This window comes from Niabella beijingensis (genome assembly GCF_020034665.1).
In the GTDB taxonomy this organism is placed as follows: Bacteria; Bacteroidota; Bacteroidia; order Chitinophagales; family Chitinophagaceae; genus Niabella; species Niabella beijingensis.
This window is the reverse complement of the sequence record NZ_JAIQDI010000002.1, coordinates 759609-776863: the sequence shown is the minus strand read 5'-3', so window position 1 is coordinate 776863 and position 17255 is coordinate 759609. Positions and strand designations below refer to the sequence as shown.

The 17255-nt window shown below is 50.2% G+C and carries 16 protein-coding genes; 5 read left to right on the top strand and 11 right to left on the bottom strand.

Going from position 1 to position 17255, the window contains the following annotated elements; translation table 11 throughout:
- Nucleotides 1–178: 178 nt before the first annotated feature.
- From K7B07_RS19340 to K7B07_RS19330, 3 genes are read left to right on the top strand one after another with little or no spacing between them, the layout of a single operon-like run.
- Nucleotides 179–754 (top strand): RNA polymerase sigma factor, encoded by a 576-nt coding sequence (locus K7B07_RS19340; RefSeq protein ID WP_223712179.1) that lies wholly within the window; start codon nt 179–181, stop codon nt 752–754.
- Nucleotides 744–2075: an anti-sigma factor family protein gene (locus K7B07_RS19335; RefSeq protein ID WP_223712178.1), complete on the top strand. Its 1332-nt coding sequence runs from the start codon at nt 744–746 to the stop codon at nt 2073–2075. The genes K7B07_RS19340 and K7B07_RS19335 overlap by 11 nt, the downstream gene beginning before the upstream one ends.
- Nucleotides 2076–2135: 60 nt before the next feature.
- Nucleotides 2136–3605, top strand: coding sequence for a sulfatase family protein (locus tag K7B07_RS19330; protein WP_223712177.1), 1470 nt, complete (start codon nt 2136–2138; stop codon nt 3603–3605).
- 35 nt (nt 3606–3640) lie between these two features.
- Here K7B07_RS19330 and K7B07_RS19325 read toward each other — a convergent pair whose 3' ends face one another.
- The 3 genes from K7B07_RS19325 to K7B07_RS19315 form a co-directional block, all read right to left on the bottom strand.
- The gene (locus K7B07_RS19325; RefSeq protein ID WP_223712176.1) at nt 3641–4618 is read right to left on the bottom strand and encodes a 3-keto-disaccharide hydrolase; all 978 of its coding nucleotides are present in this window, start codon (nt 4616–4618) and stop codon (nt 3641–3643) included.
- Nucleotides 4619–4755: 137 nt separating this feature from the next.
- Nucleotides 4756–6117, bottom strand: coding sequence for a sulfatase-like hydrolase/transferase (locus K7B07_RS19320; RefSeq protein ID WP_223712175.1), 1362 nt, complete (start codon nt 6115–6117; stop codon nt 4756–4758).
- 54 nt (nt 6118–6171) lie between these two features.
- Nucleotides 6172–7038: a mechanosensitive ion channel family protein gene (locus tag K7B07_RS19315; RefSeq protein WP_223712174.1), complete on the bottom strand. Its 867-nt coding sequence runs from the start codon at nt 7036–7038 to the stop codon at nt 6172–6174.
- A 166-nt stretch (nt 7039–7204) separates the two neighbouring features.
- On the opposite strand from K7B07_RS19315, the gene K7B07_RS19310 reads away from it, so the two are divergent.
- Both K7B07_RS19310 and K7B07_RS19305 read left to right on the top strand, forming a co-directional pair.
- Nucleotides 7205–8062, top strand: a complete 858-nt coding sequence (locus tag K7B07_RS19310) for a transglutaminase-like domain-containing protein (RefSeq protein WP_223712173.1) — start codon at nt 7205–7207, stop codon at nt 8060–8062.
- 108 nt (nt 8063–8170) lie between these two features.
- Nucleotides 8171–8530 carry a hypothetical protein gene (locus K7B07_RS19305; RefSeq protein ID WP_223712172.1) on the top strand — a complete coding sequence of 120 codons (360 nt, stop codon included), beginning with the start codon at nt 8171–8173 and terminating at the stop codon, nt 8528–8530.
- 3 nt (nt 8531–8533) lie between these two features.
- Here K7B07_RS19305 and K7B07_RS19300 read toward each other — a convergent pair whose 3' ends face one another.
- Genes K7B07_RS19300 through K7B07_RS19265 form a run of 8 tightly spaced genes read right to left on the bottom strand, consistent with a single transcriptional unit; the run spans nt 8534 to nt 17225 of the window.
- Nucleotides 8534–9247 (bottom strand): sulfite exporter TauE/SafE family protein, encoded by a 714-nt coding sequence (locus K7B07_RS19300; protein WP_223712171.1) that lies wholly within the window; start codon nt 9245–9247, stop codon nt 8534–8536.
- A 2-nt stretch (nt 9248–9249) separates the two neighbouring features.
- Nucleotides 9250–9687: a FixH family protein gene (locus K7B07_RS19295; RefSeq protein ID WP_223712170.1), complete on the bottom strand. Its 438-nt coding sequence runs from the start codon at nt 9685–9687 to the stop codon at nt 9250–9252.
- A gap of 6 nt (nt 9688–9693) precedes the next feature.
- Entirely contained in the window at nt 9694–11109 is a 1416-nt protein-coding gene (gene ccoG, locus K7B07_RS19290) for a cytochrome c oxidase accessory protein CcoG (RefSeq protein ID WP_223712169.1), read from the bottom strand.
- A gap of 22 nt (nt 11110–11131) precedes the next feature.
- On the bottom strand, nt 11132–12286 hold the full coding sequence (locus K7B07_RS19285; RefSeq protein WP_223712168.1) for a cbb3-type cytochrome c oxidase N-terminal domain-containing protein: 1155 nt from the start codon (nt 12284–12286) through the stop codon (nt 11132–11134).
- 10 nt (nt 12287–12296) lie between these two features.
- Nucleotides 12297–12461 carry a CcoQ/FixQ family Cbb3-type cytochrome c oxidase assembly chaperone gene (locus K7B07_RS19280; RefSeq protein WP_223712167.1) on the bottom strand — a complete coding sequence of 55 codons (165 nt, stop codon included), beginning with the start codon at nt 12459–12461 and terminating at the stop codon, nt 12297–12299.
- Nucleotides 12462–12470: 9 nt separating this feature from the next.
- On the bottom strand, nt 12471–14591 hold the full coding sequence (gene ccoN, locus K7B07_RS19275; RefSeq protein ID WP_223712166.1) for a cytochrome-c oxidase, cbb3-type subunit I: 2121 nt from the start codon (nt 14589–14591) through the stop codon (nt 12471–12473).
- A gap of 9 nt (nt 14592–14600) precedes the next feature.
- Nucleotides 14601–14816, bottom strand: a complete 216-nt coding sequence (gene ccoS / locus K7B07_RS19270) for a cbb3-type cytochrome oxidase assembly protein CcoS (protein WP_223712165.1) — start codon at nt 14814–14816, stop codon at nt 14601–14603.
- 9 nt (nt 14817–14825) lie between these two features.
- The gene (locus K7B07_RS19265) at nt 14826–17225 is read right to left on the bottom strand and encodes a heavy metal translocating P-type ATPase (protein WP_223712164.1); all 2400 of its coding nucleotides are present in this window, start codon (nt 17223–17225) and stop codon (nt 14826–14828) included.
- Between the last annotated feature and the right edge of the window lie 30 nt (nt 17226–17255).

Sequence of the window (17255 nt, the reverse complement as noted above, 5' to 3'; positions counted from 1 at the left end):
AAAAGGGCATAAACAACTCATTTTCAGCATATAAAAATAATCCCACCTCACCCCTTCCGGCTGACAGTCCTGTTAAAAATAAGAAGTCTCGTCCTAACAGCTAAATCTGGCCGGAAAACGTACAAAAAAAATCTATCTTGCAGGTATAAAACGATGTCATTCTTTATCATAGAACCTGTTGAGTAAAATCGTTGGCATACCTGCTGCCGCTGAAATAAGCGATGCGGAGCTCCTGGATCAGTTCAAGCGGAACGACGACCAGGAAGCGCTGGCGCGTTTATACCTGAGATACAGCGATCTGCTGTATGGAGTGTGCCTGAAATACCTGGAAGATGCTGAAAATGCGCGGGATGCAGTGATGAATATCTATCATGAACTGCGGGAAAAGCTGCCCCGCCATGAGGTACAGAACTTTAAAAGCTGGGTGTATGTACTGGCCAAAAATCATTGCCTGATGATTCTCCGGGCTGCCAAAAAAAATATAACGGTAAATTTGGATACCCAGGTTGTGCAATCGGGCGATTTTTCGCATCTGGATGATATCATCGAAAAAGAAGAAGCCTTCAAAAAGCTTGAAAAGTGTATGGAAGCACTGCCGGATGAACAGGAAAAGACCATCCGGCTGTTCTACTATGAGAACAGGTGCTACAATGAAATAGCGGAAAGTACCGGGCTGGAATGGAACAAAGTGCGCAGCCTTATCCAGAATGGCCGGAGAAATTTAAAAAATTGTATGGACAAAAATGCTAACTGATCCTACATATCAGTATACAGTTGAAGACATTCAGCGTTATCACAGCGGAAGCATGTCCGCTGCGGAAATGCATGAGATGGAAAAAGCGGCGCTCAGTGACCCGATGCTTGCGGATGCGCTGGACGGTTACCGCAATGTAAGACCGGCTGTAGCAGCAACACATTTAAATGAGATCCGCAGCCTTGTCAGCGGGCAACAGAACACTCCTGCTGCAACTGCTCCGGTAGTTCCGCTGCGTCCGGCAGCCACGAAATGGTGGAGAGGACTTGCGGCAGCAGCCGTGATTGGCGTAATGGCGGTAAGCGCCTGGCTCTTTATGAAACCGGGTAAACAGGAAGGGCTCGCCCCCGTGGCCTTTACACCCCAGCCTTCCGTTACTACCCAATCAGTACCGCCTGCCGGGGATACTGCCCCCACCTCTTTATCGCCGGATAACAGGGATATCGCCGTACTGAATAAAAAAGAAGTAAGGACCGGCACGGCCCGTGTTCCGGCTCCTGTTGTTGCGGAGCCACAGGTACCTGCTGAACAAATGACACTGGCCCTGGATTCTTCCGTCACCGCTGATGCCCGCGACCAGCAGCAGACTGTAATTGCGGCTGCACCAGTGGCTGCAGAGGTTATGCCCGGGCCAAAAACAGAAAAACAGCGGCTGATGATCCGGGGTGTAACCACCCTCCCTGCCACACAAGCTGCGCCAGAAGCCAACGGCTTTTTGATGACCCGCACTACTGAAAACTACTTTATCGGGAAAGTGGTTGATTCCAGTGGTGCTCCCATCCAGGGAGTAACCATCACTACACCCGCCAACTACTCCACACTCTCTAATGTCGATGGCAGCTTCCGCTTACCGGCGAAGGACTCTGTAGGTTCTGCAGAATTTGCAGCCGTCGGGTACGAGAAAAAAATAACGCAACTGCTCGCTGGTAAAGTAGCCGGTATACAGCTCAGCCCTTCCGGCGACCATGTGAATGATGTAGTGGTGGTGGGTTACGGTACCCGGAAGAAAAAGGCGCTTACCGGTACGGTAAGCAGTTATAAAGTAGATACCCTTCCCTACAAGGAGTCGCCTTATCCACAGGGCGGATGGGACAGTTTTTACAGCAACCTGAACACGGAAATGGGTGTAAACAGAAGCAATGCCACAAAAGACCTGCACCTCCGGTTCACGGTGGAAAACGGGTTACCCGAAAAATTCACGGTCATAAAAGCACCGGATGAAGCTACAGCGCAAAAAGCCATCTCCATCATTAAGAAAGGACCAAAATGGAAGACCAGCAAACGGAAAAAGAAGGTGGATGTAAAGATGAAAGTGGATTAATAAAACTGGGAAGAGATGCTGCAGCTGTTTCAGATTCCGGTATAAAGAAATGCCTTTCACATGAACATCCACACCCTGCACGTCTTCTTTTTATCAATAACGCTCCTCTTTATTCAAACAGGGATCGGGGCACAACAACCGGCAGCTTTGCAACCGCCCAACATTATTTTTATCATCGGCGATGATATCAACTGGGATGACCTGGGAAGCTATGGCAACAAACAGATCAGGACACCGAACCTCGACCGGATGGCAGCCGATGGTATGCGCTTTGACAATTTCTTTGTAACCGCCAGCTCCTGCAGCCCCAGCCGGACCAGCATCCTGACCGGAAGATACCCGCATAATACAGGCGCGGCAGAATTGCATACACCACTCCCGGCTGGCCTGACCTATTTTCCGGAGCAATTGCGCAGCGCAGGATACTACACGGCCCTGCTGGGCAAATGGCATGAAGGCCCCGCTACCGCACGCGCATACGACAGTGTTATCAGCGGTGCACGCCGCAACGGTTCCGGCGGCGAACAACAATGGCTGAAGATGATCAGCACCTGTAAGTCGACCGGCAAACCCTTCTTCCTTTGGCTGGCCACCTTTGATGCCCACCGCGAATGGTCGCCGGACTCCGAATTTACCATAACCCATGATCCCCGGAAAGACATCCGGGTACCACCCACACTTATTGATGACAGCGCCACCCGCCGCGACCTTGCTTCCTACTATAATGAGATCGGAAGGATCGATGCGTACCTGGGCAAGCTCCGGGCAACGCTGGAACGGGAAGGACTGGCACAGAATACCATCATCATTTTTACCGCCGATAACGGCCGTCCTTTCCCGGGCAGCAAAACCCGGTTACAGGACAGGGGACTAAAGGAGCCTTTCCTTCTTTACTGGCCGGGCCACGCTCAACGGGGGGCCGTCAGCGATGCCCTTATCAGCAGCATTGACATTGCACCCACCCTGCTCGAGATTGCAGGTATCCAACCGGCGCCCTCCATACAGGGAACGAGTTTCCTGCCCTTGCTCAAACAGCCCGGAAGTCCGTTCAGGAGCTATATCTTCGGTGAGCACAACTGGCACGACTATGAAGCCTATGAGCGGTCGGTACGGACGAAGGATTTTCTTTACATCTACAACGCCCGCCCGCAGTTCGACAATGGCGGTCCTATTGATGCCAATCAAAGCCCCTCCGCCTACTCCCTTAAACAACATTCAGACAAGCTGACCCTGCTCCAGCAGGATGCCTTACAAAAGCCACGTCCCCGGGAGGAGTTCTTTGTAATGGCAGGGGATCCGCTCCAGATAAAGAATGAGATCGGCAACCCCGCATACCAACGGGAAATTGATTCCTTACGGAATAAATTAAAACAATGGCAGAAAGAAACCGGTGACACGGAACCGGCGCAGCTTACACCCGACTGGTATCACCGCGCAACAGGCCAAGCATTGCCGCAAAAGAACAAGCGGGGGGAAATGCCCGGTGCTGCTGCCAATGCTATACAGAACAATAATAAAGGGCCCTTTTAAAGGCCCTTTGCAATTTTTTTTTAAAAATAACAGGTTTAATTCGCAGGAGTGATCACGATCTTCCTGAACTCGATGGGTCCGTGATCGCCCTGGATATAAATAGGTCCGGGTGCACCTTCATCACTGTCCAGTGCTCCTCCGGTTATGCCGGGTATCTCCTGGTTGCTGATCACTGTTTTACCATTCACTACTACTGTAACCATTCTTCCGATCAGTGTTACATCATAGCTCTGCCATTGATCAGGCCCCTTTGCATTGATCTCGCTTGGCGTTAAAAATCCGTAGATCCCGCTGAACAGCACGCTGGACGGATGTGCGTCTTTTGGACTGTCTTCTATCTGGGTTTCATAGCGGCCTCTCAGGTAAACACCACTGTTGCTGCCTTTATGATAGCGGAATTCCACATGCAGTTTGAAATCAGTGAATTTCTGATCGGAGATCAGATTGGCACCGGAATGCGGACTCGTCAGCACACCACTCTTTACTATCCACTGATTCTCTGCTCCCACAGCTTTCCAGCCGGTCAGATCCTTTCCGTTGAACAGGTTAATGGATTTACCCCAAACCGGTGCTGCGGTTCTTTTCAAAAGCGGCGCCTTTACCCCTTTCCAGTTGTATTTTTTTCCTTCACTGGTAACCACTGTGCCTTCGATCCCTCCGTTATTCAATGTTCCCTCGATCACAAAATCCTGATCCCCCTCTTCCCATTGCGGCGGGATCGTAAAGCTGAATTTACCATTATCAAAATTAACCTTGGCCACCGGACGGGCACTTCCTGTTATCCCGACAAAATACCCTACCAGCGTTCTGGTGCCGGAAAGTTTTACTTCCAGCCAGGACGGCGAAGGTTTTCCGTCTACGTCTACCGTAATATCCCACCGGCCGATCAGGTCTTTCGCATCTGCCACATGGGCCTGCACAGCGGATAATGGTTTCCCGGAAACCGGACTGCCATAAACGGAGGCCGCAGCCAGCAAACAATTCACTCCAAAAACAAGAAAACGTTTACGCATAAAACTGATTTATGATTTAATAATGCTTTTTTACAACCGGCACCACCCAATAGCGATTCACACGGCTCAACAAGACCGGAAGATAAGATTTATTTTGTTCCCGGCCATTTCCATTCCATAAACGGCAAGGACCGCTTCTATTTCCCGTTTCCCGGATAGGCCGCAAAACTGTCGAAGATCTTTTTCAGCGCGGCAGCCTTTTCCTGCTGCACTTCAATAAGATTCACCCGCTCGGAGGGGTCTTCTTCCAGGTCGAACAATTCCTTTACCGCCGGAATGGTTTGACCGGTAACCGGATGTTCCCAGGACGGGGCTTCCCGGTACTTCCAACGCCCCTGCTTCACGGCTTCCGGTCTACCATGGTTCACAATAAATATCGGGCGATGTTCAAAATGTCCTGAAGCTGTTTGTTCCTGCAACAGCCCGCTGATGTCCTGGCCATCCAGCTCCCGGCCCTCCGGCAATGCAGCGCCCGTCCACCGGGCAAGTGTCGGCAGTACATCTACATTGCTGATTGCATCCTGCAGCCGGTAGCCGGCGGGGATCCTGTTCTTCCAGTAGACGATAAACGGAACACGCGCGCCGCCTTCATACGATTGGGCTTTGGAGCCTCTGAAGATCCCGGCTGCGCCGGCATGGGAACGACGGGTCACCCCGTCTTTTTCCATCCGTGCGGGGTATTCGCTCCAGGGCCCGTTGTCACTTGAGAAAATAAAGATGGTATTGTCTGCCATATTCATTTTTTCCAGCGTCTTCCAAACAGCCGCCAGTCCTTCATCCACCTCCGCTATTACTTTTCCAAGCGGGCCACCCGTCTTATCCTTTAGCGAAGCGGACGCCGCCGCAAAGGCAACCGGCAAATGCGGCAGGTTATGTGCCAGGTATAAAAAGAAGGGCCTTCCCTGCTGCTGCTGTTCTATAAAATGAATGGCTTCCTTTGTGTACAGGCCTGTCAGCAGTGAATCCGCAGGGCGCTCCAGTTCGGACCGGGTGTTCCTGAATAATTTAATCACGGTATCCGTTTTTACATATGGCGCCCGGTAATCATGACTGTAAAGGATCCCGTAGAATGAATCAAATCCCTGGCCATTGGGCTTATTGTAATCCTTCTGATCCCCGAGATGCCACTTGCCTACCATTCCCGTGTTGTACCCTGCCTTTTTAAGCATCTCGGCAAGGGTCACCTCATCTGCAGGCAACCCCAGGCGGGATCCCGGTGCGATGGGATCCGGAAGGTTGTACCGCGAAGCATAGCGACCCGTCAGCAGTGATGCACGTGAAGGGGTACAGGACGGGCTGGTAACAACATAATTGGTAGCCAGCAAGCCACCCGCGGCCATTTTATCCAGGAACGGCGTTTGTATCACCGGGTTGCCGTAACAACCCAGATCGGAATATCCGAGATCATCTGCCAATACAAAAATGATATTGGGACGTTGCTGTGCCCGCACCGCAAAAGCAGCGAGCCATAAGAACAGGAAAAGATATAAGCGTTTCATTTTATTTAATTCTCAATAATACAAGAGGGATTCAAGTTGGCTTCCGCCGATGGTTCAGGCACGGAACGATTCGCTGTCATTCAGTCTGAGCACTGCATCCAGCACGGCACTTTCGATTCGTTTATGACGCCGGTTACTCGAATCAATCGCATAAAGATCGATCTTATATTTCACAAAATCCTTTCCTACTTCGGCGATCCGGATCACAACTTCGCCACCGGGACTCAGGTCCTGTATCTCTTTCAGCGATGGGGCAAGCCGGCTGCTCAATACCTCCACATTCATTCGTTCAGCAAGCGGCAGTTCAAAACGTACAGTGATCTTATTGGATAACTGTGCCGATTTATTAATCACCGTAGCAGTAATCACCAGATTATTGGGCACCAGTACAATGTCTTCTTCATCATTCAGTACGACGATGTTCGCAAAAGTAATGTCGATGATCTTGCCCGAATGCTCGCCAATGCGGATGTGATCACCGATGGAATACTGCTCCGAGAACATAACGATCAGTCCGCTGATCATATTGGTGATGTATTCCCTGAAAATAACAGCGATCGCCATCGCCACGATCGTCATACTGGTAATAAACTCCAGGGGATTGATGCCAAACGCGATCAGCAATGCGATCACCGCAAATATGGCATTCAATATTGCCGCCAGACGATTGATACCCAAAACAAAATTGCCGCGTACTTTCTGCGAGGCATGACGCCGGTTGTAAAAGGAAACGATAGTAAAACGTCCGATGGAAATGATCACACTGGCAGTAAGAAACGTGTTCAAACCATAAGCCAGTTGCTGCAGGTATGCATGCTTTTTATAAAAGTCCTCAAAGAGCGGAAATGAAAAACTCAGCAGGACCCATGCGATCGCCCTTAAAATAAAAGATACCGGCACTGCTTTTTTACGTTGCTCCATCCAGAGGCATTTTTGTGGCAAACTAAACATTTTACCGGAATTTAAAAACTGTTTCAGAAACATATGTTTCCTGCTGCTTATTGCCCCATGATTACTGCTTCATGTTATTCACCGGTGTGGATTTAATTTTTTGTCCTGAAGCAAACAGGTAATTATCTTTGAGCGAATGGATGATAGAAAAGAAGTCAATGCATTGCTCAATCTGATTGACGATCCTGACAACGAGATTTACGAAGCGGTCAGCAATCGCATCATCACCTATGGGCTTCCGATGATCCCCAACCTGGAACATCTCTGGGAAACAACGGAAGACAAGGAGGTGCAGGAACGTATCGAATTACTGATACACCGCCTGTACTTTTCAGGATTGGAGGCAGACTTCAGACAGTGGGATGAAGCGGGCCATCATGAACTGATGCCGGCATTGCTGCTGATCGCCAAATTCCTGTATCCTGAATTGCAGGCCGCCAAAGTGCTGCACCATGTGGAGCGGCTTCGCAGAAACATCTGGCTGGAGATTAACAACTACCTCACGCCCCTGGAACAGGTGCATATCATTAACAGCATCATCTATAACTATATCGGCATTAAAGGCAATACCAACAATACAGACCGTCCCAACGAATACCTGCTTCCGCAGGTGCTGGAATCAAAAAAAGGCAACCAGACAGGCATCGGCTCGCTTTATCTGTTACTTGTTGAAATGCTGGACATACCGGTGCGCCTTATGCGGATCCCCCATCAGTTTGTGCTGGGGTATTGTAAACCCGGCCTGGGCGATGCCACGGGGAATCATGATGTTGATTTTTTTATAGAGCCTTCTCTGGGACAGGTTTTTACACATACAGACCTTCAGCACTACCTCACAAAGATCTCCGTGGAAAGCGGCCCGGAATTGTTGCGGCCCCAGTCGAACCGCGAAGTGATCAAAAGGATACTGATGGATTTCAGGGAATGTTTTAACAATACTGATGAAAAAATCCGGTATACGGAACTGGGTGCCCTGATCCGGCTATTGGATTAGTATTCAAAAAGATAGTAACCCCCCTTTTTACCCCGCCCCTTTTTTTCATTTTCCGGAGGCAACTTCTGCCTTTATTTTCGGGTCTATCCTGTTCAGGAAATCCGTATCATGAAAAAATATTCAAAATATCTTGTACTCCTGTTGCTGACAACAGGTATTCTTTTCACGGGTGCTTTACAGGCCCAGACAGATTCTGCTGCACAAAAAAACAGGGTTGGCGCAACAAATGCTGTTGCAGACAGCAGTAAGACACAGCAGGAGCTGGAAGAAAGTCTGGCAAAAGCCGCCGCGGCAGCAGAAAAAGCGGCAGGAAAGATCAGGGTCATTGTAGAGAATAAAGCAGACAAGCTGGCAAAGACCAGCCAGCCCTACATTGAAAGCCTCGCCACATCCACCGCACGCCTGATCGAAAAGCTCGCCGGCGAACTCGAAAAAATGGTCGGCGACAGTACTTCCCAAAAGCATTGACGGCTATCTCGCCGGGTGACATTCCATTATTTCGAGTCCTGCTGTTTCTCCGGAAAATGCAGGGCTTATGTAGGGGACACCCAGGTTCAGACCGCGCAATACCATAAGGATGGCCACCCCGGCAATAAAAAAAGGAACCGCTTTTTTCAGACGGCTTCTAAGGGGAAGGGAAAGCCGATGCCCGGTAAGCATCAGTAACGCCATCAAAGGAAGGGTCCCCAGTCCGAAGGCCGTCATCAGCAACCCCGCCTGTACCGGCCCCCCGGAGAGTAAGGCAGTGGTAACAGCCATGTATACCAGCCCGCAAGGCAACAGTCCGTTCAGCATACCGATCACCAAAAACATTGCAGTATGATTTTTACGCATCAGGAAACGGGCGAGCGTCTGTTTTATATACAACTGCACTCCGCTGAAAAATGTAACCTGCGGCAGATAACGGCTGCAAAGGAGCAGCACTAACAGCAGCACTCCCAGCGCAATGGAAAAGAATTGCTGATAGCCCGTAAACAGCAGCCGGCGGCCCGCCCAGCCCAGCACCAGTCCCATGGTAAAATAAGTCACTGTTCTTCCCAGGTTATAAAACAGGATAGAAAGTAACCGGGCTGCACGCGTACCGCCCTGTAATGGCAGCGACAGCGCCAATGGTCCGCACATGCCCACGCAGTGCAAACTACCGGCCATCCCGATGCCCCACCCCGCAAGTAGCGCTTCCCACATCTTTATGGTATTTTAAAAGATTGTTCGTGATAATAAGCATTCCCATTGTCTTCCCAGGCCATCCGTACCTTATACCATCCCGGCACAAACAGGGTCCGGGGCAAAGTATACAGTTGCTTTCCTCCCTGTTCCATTACAATGCTGCGATCTGCCGCACTTCCGGAAAGCCGTAAAAACTCGATCTTCCCCGAATCCAGCTTCCGCACCGCATCTTCGGGGAAATAAATCCAGATACCTCCCGAAGAATCCCTGATCTGTACCTGCCCCTGCAACGCCGCCAGGCGCTTTTTGCCGTCGATCACCTGCTGATATTTTAATTCCTTATTGTAATAGTCCGCATCAATGGTTTCGTTGGTCTGCCGCATGGCCAGCTGCACCATGAAGATCATGCCTGCAAGAAAAAGTACGAGCGCGATAATAATTCTGTATCCCCAATTCATAATGTGTTAAATAAAAGGTCCTAAAAATTTCGATTTTATAGTACTGATCCTTTTCCCGTTTACGTACACTCCGATAAGAATCGTGGTTGACCGCGCCTTGACCGCTGCTGCCGGAAGGGTAATAAAAAAAGTGCTGTGGGTCAGGCTTTCCGGTTTTAAAAACGGGTGCTGCACATCCACCATCCGCACGCTTCCGGGCATTCCGCCTTCCACTTTAAACAGGAAGGACACCTCCTTCCGTGTTTTGTTGATCAGCTTAGCCTGAAAAAGATTCGACAAGGAATCCGTTCCTACCTCCTGATACAATTGCCCTTTCACCCTTGAGATGGAAGTGTCGATCGGCTTCCTGGAAAAGACCAGTATTGCCATGATCACCGTCAGCACCAGCAATGCGGCAGTATAGAACCGCATCCTACTGTTGAACCGGAACGGACGCTTTTTTGAGATCTGGTGCTCCGAAGCCATGCGGATCAGTCCTTCCTGCCGGCCGATCTTCAGCATTACCGAGTTGCAGGCATCGATGCAGGCCGTACACCCCACACATTCCATTTGCACCCCGTTGCGGATATCAATACCCGTGGGGCAAACATGCACACATAATTTACAGTCGACACAGTCCCCGCCGGAGGCCGCTGCTTTTTTATTGAGTTTCCCCCTGGGCTCTCCGCGATTATAATCATAGGATACCTGCATGGTGTCTTTGTCAAACAATACCCCCTGAAGCCGCCCGTAAGGGCAAACCGTGGTACAAACGATATCCCGTACAAATGCAAAAACAAAATAAAAGAGACCGGTAAAGAAGAGAAGGCCGGCAAAGAGCGGAAGGTTTTCTGTAACCGGGGCGTTTACCAGCTGCCACACTTTTTCCACACCAATGATATAGGAAAGAAAGGTATGTGCAATAAGGAATGATACCAGCAAAAAGATACTGTGCTTGACGGCCTTCCTGAAAACTACCGCACGGCCCAGAGGCGCTGCATTCCGTTTCCGCTGCTGCGATGGTGAGCCCTCGATCCACCATTCGATCCTGCGGAAAACGAATTCCATAAATACGGTTTGCGGACAGACCCAGCCACAGAAAACGCGTCCGTATATCACCGTGAACAACGCAATAAAGACAATGGCCAGGATCATAGCCACGGCAAATATGAAAAAATCATCCGGCCAGAATATTTTCCCAAACAGGATAAAACGCGCCTCGGGGAAATTCAGTTCCACTGCCGGCATGCCATTCAGTTTAATAAAGGGCAGGGCAAAAAACAAAACCAGGTAAGCCGCAGACAACCATTTCCGGCAGCGGTACAGGCGCCCTTCCGGCTGAAGCGCATATACCCAGTTGCGCTTTCCCTTTTCATTTACATTGCTGTGCCGGTCCCGGAAATCATTACTCACTTTCTGCGGACCAACAATACCTGTTTCCATCTTCGTTGTTTTACATGATCTGTTACTGTTGGGCATCAGCTGCGACAGGCGGTTGCTTTACCGCCGAACTGTCTGCTGTTGCCGGCACTTCTTTATATAATTCGCCCTGCGGTTCTTTGGCCCCGGCCGGATTGGTGCCATGGATCGACTTTATATAACTGGCGATCTCCGCTATCTGTGTGGCGGAAAAAACATCCTTCCAGCTCATCATCCCCTTTTCCACCACCCCCAGTTTAATGGTCTTAAATACATCACCGATAGCACCTCCGTGCAACCAGTAATCATCGGTAAGGTTGGGCCCAACGCCCCCCTGGCCGGCGGTGCCATGACAGGCCGTGCAATTATTTACAAACAGCTGTTTCCCCGCCTCGATACCGGCCGCATCGGCCATTACCACATTGTTTTCATTTACGGCATCGCCTTTTGATTTAAGGTAGGCCGCTACTTTCAGATTGCCCTTTGTTACGGCGATCTCATATTCCTGATACTGGTTGGGTGCTGCATGAAGCACATGATACCGCCACAGGTAACCGATACCGAATACAATCGATGCGAGAAAGGCGATGGTAAACCACGGAGGGGTTGCATTGTCCAGCTCCCGGATGCCATCATAGCTGTGGCCCACATCCAGCTGCGCCTCTTCTTCAACCGGCTTAAATTTATTCGCCCGGCTCCACCAGGTACGCAGTCCCTTATGTTTCTCCTTACGCACTGCCGTCCTGTTCCGCCGCAACTCCTCAATGCCCGTAAAAAACCGGATCCAGTAGATAAATGCAAAGATCACCAGCAGCTCCAGCCCGGTCACCCCCAGCAGGATATAACGCAGGATGTGAGCCTCTGTAAAAGGATGCGGGATCGCAGGCATTGCATCTTCCTGTGCAAAGGCCCGCATGCCACCCAGCACCGCCAGCAGTAAAAGCAGCGACTTTAAATTATTCCCGGTGCGTTCCTTTTCCTTTTTCCGTTCTTTATATACATCCATGGACGCCCGTAATGTAAAACCCAACATACCGATGATCAGCAGTAAAAAAACGATCACTACGATCAGTACCGTATTTACATCCAGCACCAGGCGTGGTGTTTGTGCCGCCTGTTCCCGGGCACCTGCTAAAAGGGAGCTCCCGGCACCCGGTATAACGAGGGCCATCTTTTTTTTGATCTGTTTTATCTCTTTCATTGCGGCGTTATTAATTTTCATCCAGGGGTAACTTTTCCATTTCACTGATGCGTTCCTTGCTGGTCTTCATTGCATACAGCACCACTATTACAAACATCGAGGTAAACAGTATCAGCGATACAACGGGATAAATGCTTACCCCGCTTATTTTTTCCAGGTAGTTGATAAACTTCATAGCAAAAAATTATTCGGTTTTTTGTTCTCCTTTAATATCTTTTCCCAACCGCTGCAGGTAAGCGATCAGTGCCACAACCTGTTTATCGCTGCCGATACTGATCTTTTCTTTTTTCAGCCGGGCGGTGATCTCGGCAGCCTGTTGCTTCAGGTCATTTACTGCGTTAGCCTCATACCCTTCCGGGTAAGGAACACCCAGTTTGCGCATCGCATGGATCTTTGAGTTGGTAGTACCAATATCGATCGGCTTCTCAAACAGCCAGGGATAGGGAGGCATCACGGATCCGGGAGCCATGGAAGCCGGCTCCAGCATATGATTGAAATGCCAGCTGTCGGGATATTTTCCGCCTACCCGTGCCAGGTCTGGTCCGGTGCGCTTACTGCCCCATAGATGTGGATGATCATAAACCGATTCTCCGGCTTTTGAATATTCTCCGTACCGGGCCACTTCGTACCGGAACGGCCGGATCATCTGTGTATGACAGTTGTTACACCCTTCCTGGATATAGACATCCCGTCCCTGCAATTCCAGTGGTGTGTAGGGTTTTACGCTGGAGATCGTCGGCACATTTTCCTTAACGAGGAAGGTGGGCACCATTTCTATTAATCCGCCGATGGCCACCACGATAAAACTCAGCACGAGCAGCATTACCGGTTTCCGTTCGATCCGGGAATGCCAGTGTGCGGCAGCGGGTGCCCTATACCGTTTGGTGAGCGGAGGAGCGCTGGTTTCCTCGCTTTTTACAAAGCGCCCCTGTCTGGCCGTTTTAATGAGGTTATACACCATCAGCAATACACCGATCAGGTATACCGATCCTCCGATCGCCCGTAATGCATAGAAAGGCACCATTGATTGCACCACATCGATAAACTGGTACTGCAGCTGCCCTTCCGGGGTAAAGGCGGTCATCATAAAATAAGTTCTGAAAGCAGCCCAGTACATGGGTATGGCATACAGAACGATGCCAAAAGTTCCGATCAGGAAATGCGTACCGGCCAGCCGGGTGGAGTAAAGTTTTGTATTGAACAGTTTCGGGATCAGCCAGTACATCATCCCGAATGTCAGGAAGCCGTTCCAGCCCAGGGCACCGATGTGTACATGTGCTACCGTCCAGTCGCTGTAATGGGAGATCGCATTTACATTCTTCAGGGAAAGCATGGGTCCTTCAAACGTGGCCATCCCGTAACAGATCACCGCCACTACCATAAATTTCAGCACCGGGTCTTCCCGCACTTTATCCCAGGCGCCTCTCAGCGTAAACAAACCGTTCAGCATTCCTCCCCAGCTGGGCAGGAGCAGCATCAAAGAAAGCGCCGTACCCAATGACTGTGCCCATTCCGGAAGGGCCGTATACAATAAATGGTGCGGGCCGGCCCAGATATAAATAAAGATCAGGCTCCAGAAATGGATAATGCTCAGCCGGTAGGAATAAATCGGGCGGTTAGCAGCTTTGGGAAGAAAATAATACATCATGCCCAGAAACGGAGTGGTCAGAAAAAAGGCAACGGCATTATGCCCGTACCACCACTGCACCAGGGCATCCTGTACCCCCGCATACCAGGAATAACTTTTAAAAAACGAAACGGGCAGCTCAAATGAATTAACGATATGCAGCATCGCTACCGTAACCCAGGATGCCAGGTAGAACCAGATAGCCACATACAAATGGCGCTCCCGGCGTGTAAGAATGGTACCCATCATATTGATCCCGAACATCACCCAGATCACCGTAATGGCAATATCCAGCTGCCACTCCAGCTCCGCATATTCCTTACTGGTGGTGTATCCCATCAGCAGTGATACCGCCGCTGCCACAATGATCAGCTGCCATCCCCAGAAATGGATGCGGCTGAGCGCGTTGCTCCACATGGGCGTTTTCAGCAACCGCGGCATGGAATAATACACAGCAGTAAAAATAGCGTTCCCCACAAAAGCGAAAATCACCGCATTGGTATGTACCGGCCGCACTCTTCCGAATGTCGTATACTCCATATTAAAATTCATCACCGGGAAAGCTAGCTGAAATGCAGCCAGTACGCCCATCAGCATTCCGATCACCCCCCAGCTGATCGTTGCGACGGCAAACAACCGGGGGATCCGGTTATCATAACTAAACTTCTGAACTTCCATACATTTTGGTTATTTATTATGTTGATTGTTTTTTTCGTCGAACAAGATCCGGTTGGGTGGCGCATACGCATCATCAAACTGTCCGTCCTTTATACTCCAGATCAGCGCGACCAGGAAAAGGGCCGCTATAAAAAGACTGATGACCGCTGTGATAATAAGAATGTTCATTAACGCTGTAAAGATCTGATCAACGGTGCTGGTGAACGTTGATCCGGCGCAGGTCATTACATGATATTAATCAGTATCCTGCCGTTTTAGTTTTCGTCCATACCATTCCGTCATAAAAAATGTGAGCAGGATGATACTTACAGAGCTTGCCGGCATAAGAATGGCGGCCACTACGGGTGTCAGCTTTCCCTGAAGGGCAAAGAACAGCCCGATGACATTATAGATAACGGAATACATAAAACTGATCCGGATCACCATTCCCGCTTTAGCGGCAAACCGGAGCAGGGCATCCAGCTGTGTAAGCGCCGGTGCCCGGATGATGGCATCGGAGGCCGGGGTAAAGCTGTTTCCGCCTTCCATCACCGCTATGCCCATATCTGCCCGGCGGAGTGCAGCACCGTCGTTTAATCCGTCTCCGGCCATCAGTACTTTTTGCTGCCGTTCTTCCTGCAGCATTTTTATATACCGGTATTTGTCCTCCGGCGACTGATCGAAACACAATACGGCCGAAGGTCCTGTTATTTCCCGCAGGCGGTGATAGCTTGCATTGTTGTCACCGCTGAGGACGGACAGGAGCTTATCCTTCTGGATCCGTTTTGCAAATGACCGGAACCCGCTCCTGTACCTGTTCTCCAGCTCATAAAATCCGGGGATGCTATGATCGATCTTTATATATACACGCGCATTTTCCGTACCCGTTTGTGTTCCCGCTGCACCAACAAACAGGTAACTGCCGATCTTTACATGATGATCATCCAGCCATCCTTCGATCCCCAGCCCCGGCAGATTCTTAAAGCTGTCCACAGCAATGGATCCCTCCACATCTGTTTCAGCAAGAACTGCCCTGCTCAGCGGGTGTGTTGAGTGTTTCAGCAGCGAAGCCATCAGCAGTTTTTCACCGGCATTCAGACTGCTGCCCTGGTAAATCACCTTAAAGTTCTTATTCAGGGTGATGGTTCCCGTCTTGTCCAGTACCACATGGTCTACTGCCGCCATCTTATCGATAACGGCAGCATTCTTCAGGAACAATCCTGACCGTTTCAGGATACGGATCACATTGCCGTTGGTAAATGTGGCCGCCAGCAGCAGGGCACAGGGACAGGCCACGATCAGTGTTGTTGTAAGCGTATTCCACATCAATACGGTTTCGCCCTTCAGCAGCCAGAACAGCGCTCCGGCCAGGGTAAGCAGCAGCACGCATAATGTAAATCCATTGGCCGCCCTGTATAAAAAACGGTGCTCCCCCTCCCGTTCTTCTGTTTCATCCCGGTTCCAGAGATGGGTAAGATAGCCCTGGTCCGACCTTTTCATTACCATAAGTTCCAGGCGCTCCCCGATCTGTTTTCCCCCCGCATAAATAAGCGCCCCCGGGTCAACAGGCCGGGGCAGGCTCTCACCCGTTACAAAACTGTAATCGATCAGGGCCTTTCCTTTTATGAGAAGGGAATCCGCCGGTATGATCTCCTGGTCATAGACCTCAATAATATCTTTTTCCTTCAGCGCGCTGATCAGTACGGAGTCCATACCATCCGCGTGTTTTACGTTCACTGCAACCGGAAAAAAGGAACGGTAATCCCTGTCAAACACCAGGAACTGCTGACTCTTATCCTGTGCCCACCGGCCAATAAGCATAAAGAAAACGATCCCGCTCATGCTATCGAAATAGGTGTTGCCATTCAGGAAAAACAGGTTGTATAAACTTCGTAAAAATGTGAGCAGGATGGCCAGGACAATAGAAGTATCGATCGTCAGACGCCTGTTCCGGATGCCTTGCCAGGCATTGACAAAAAACTCACGTGCACTATAAAAGAACACGGGAAGTGCCAGCAGCAATCCGATATACCGGAACGCTGTTCCTACCTGATCGTGGAGGAATCCTGCTACTGAAAAATACTCGGGGAGACTCAGCATCATGATATTGGCAAAACAAAATCCGGCGATGCTCATTTGCATGATACGACCGGACGGCTGTCGCTGCGGCCTGCTGCTGCCTTCCGGCGAGAGGTAGGGTTCATAGCCGATATCGGTAAGCGTTTCCACGATCTGCCTCAGGGAAACCTGTGATGGATCAAATACCACGGATACTTCTTTTGCCGGAAAATTCACCCGTGCAGACAGCACCCCATCTTGCAGCTGGTGCAGGTTTTCCAGCAGCCATAAACAGCTGCTGCAATGCATCTGAGGCACGGATAAGGTAAGGTGGGTCTGTTTTCCGTCCGAAAAAGAGACCATCGCTTCAATCATTTCTGTTTTATCCAAAAATGCAAACCGCTCCTTTCCCGCACGACATGCCTGCGGCTGCCCCGGATGCCGGTTCAGCTCATAATAGGTACACAGCTGGTGCTGATTCAATATCTCATAAACCATTTTACAGCCCGGGCAGCAGAAGCTCTTGTCTTCTATTGTTTGTTGTGTATCCGGACAGGGGTCCCCGCAATGATAACAGGTTGTTTTTGTTTCGATCATTTCCGGTGCTGTTTTCCTTATTCACCGGCA

Bases quoted from the DNA above. Each gene is read 5' to 3' on its own strand.
- K7B07_RS19265 (WP_223712164.1), bottom strand. From the start codon at position 17,225: ATGATCGAAACAAAAACAACCTGTTATCATTGCGGGGACCCCTGTCCG.
- ccoN (WP_223712166.1), bottom strand. From the start codon at position 14,591: ATGGAAGTTCAGAAGTTTAGTTATGATAACCGGATCCCCCGGTTGTTT.
- K7B07_RS19280 (WP_223712167.1), bottom strand. From the start codon at position 12,461: ATGAAGTTTATCAACTACCTGGAAAAAATAAGCGGGGTAAGCATTTAT.
- K7B07_RS19320 (WP_223712175.1), bottom strand. From the start codon at position 6,117: ATGAAACGCTTATATCTTTTCCTGTTCTTATGGCTCGCTGCTTTTGCG.
- K7B07_RS19300 (WP_223712171.1), bottom strand. From the start codon at position 9,247: ATGTGGGAAGCGCTACTTGCGGGGTGGGGCATCGGGATGGCCGGTAGT.
- K7B07_RS19335 (WP_223712178.1), top strand. From the start codon at position 744: ATGCTAACTGATCCTACATATCAGTATACAGTTGAAGACATTCAGCGT.
- K7B07_RS19330 (WP_223712177.1), top strand. From the start codon at position 2,136: ATGAACATCCACACCCTGCACGTCTTCTTTTTATCAATAACGCTCCTC.
- K7B07_RS19305 (WP_223712172.1), top strand. From the start codon at position 8,171: ATGAAAAAATATTCAAAATATCTTGTACTCCTGTTGCTGACAACAGGT.
- ccoS (WP_223712165.1), bottom strand. From the start codon at position 14,816: ATGACCTGCGCCGGATCAACGTTCACCAGCACCGTTGATCAGATCTTT.
- K7B07_RS19315 (WP_223712174.1), bottom strand. From the start codon at position 7,038: ATGGAGCAACGTAAAAAAGCAGTGCCGGTATCTTTTATTTTAAGGGCG.
- ccoG (WP_223712169.1), bottom strand. From the start codon at position 11,109: ATGGAAACAGGTATTGTTGGTCCGCAGAAAGTGAGTAATGATTTCCGG.
- K7B07_RS19295 (WP_223712170.1), bottom strand. From the start codon at position 9,687: ATGAATTGGGGATACAGAATTATTATCGCGCTCGTACTTTTTCTTGCA.
- K7B07_RS19310 (WP_223712173.1), top strand. From the start codon at position 7,205: ATGGATGATAGAAAAGAAGTCAATGCATTGCTCAATCTGATTGACGAT.
- K7B07_RS19285 (WP_223712168.1), bottom strand. From the start codon at position 12,286: ATGAAAGAGATAAAACAGATCAAAAAAAAGATGGCCCTCGTTATACCG.
- K7B07_RS19325 (WP_223712176.1), bottom strand. From the start codon at position 4,618: ATGCGTAAACGTTTTCTTGTTTTTGGAGTGAATTGTTTGCTGGCTGCG.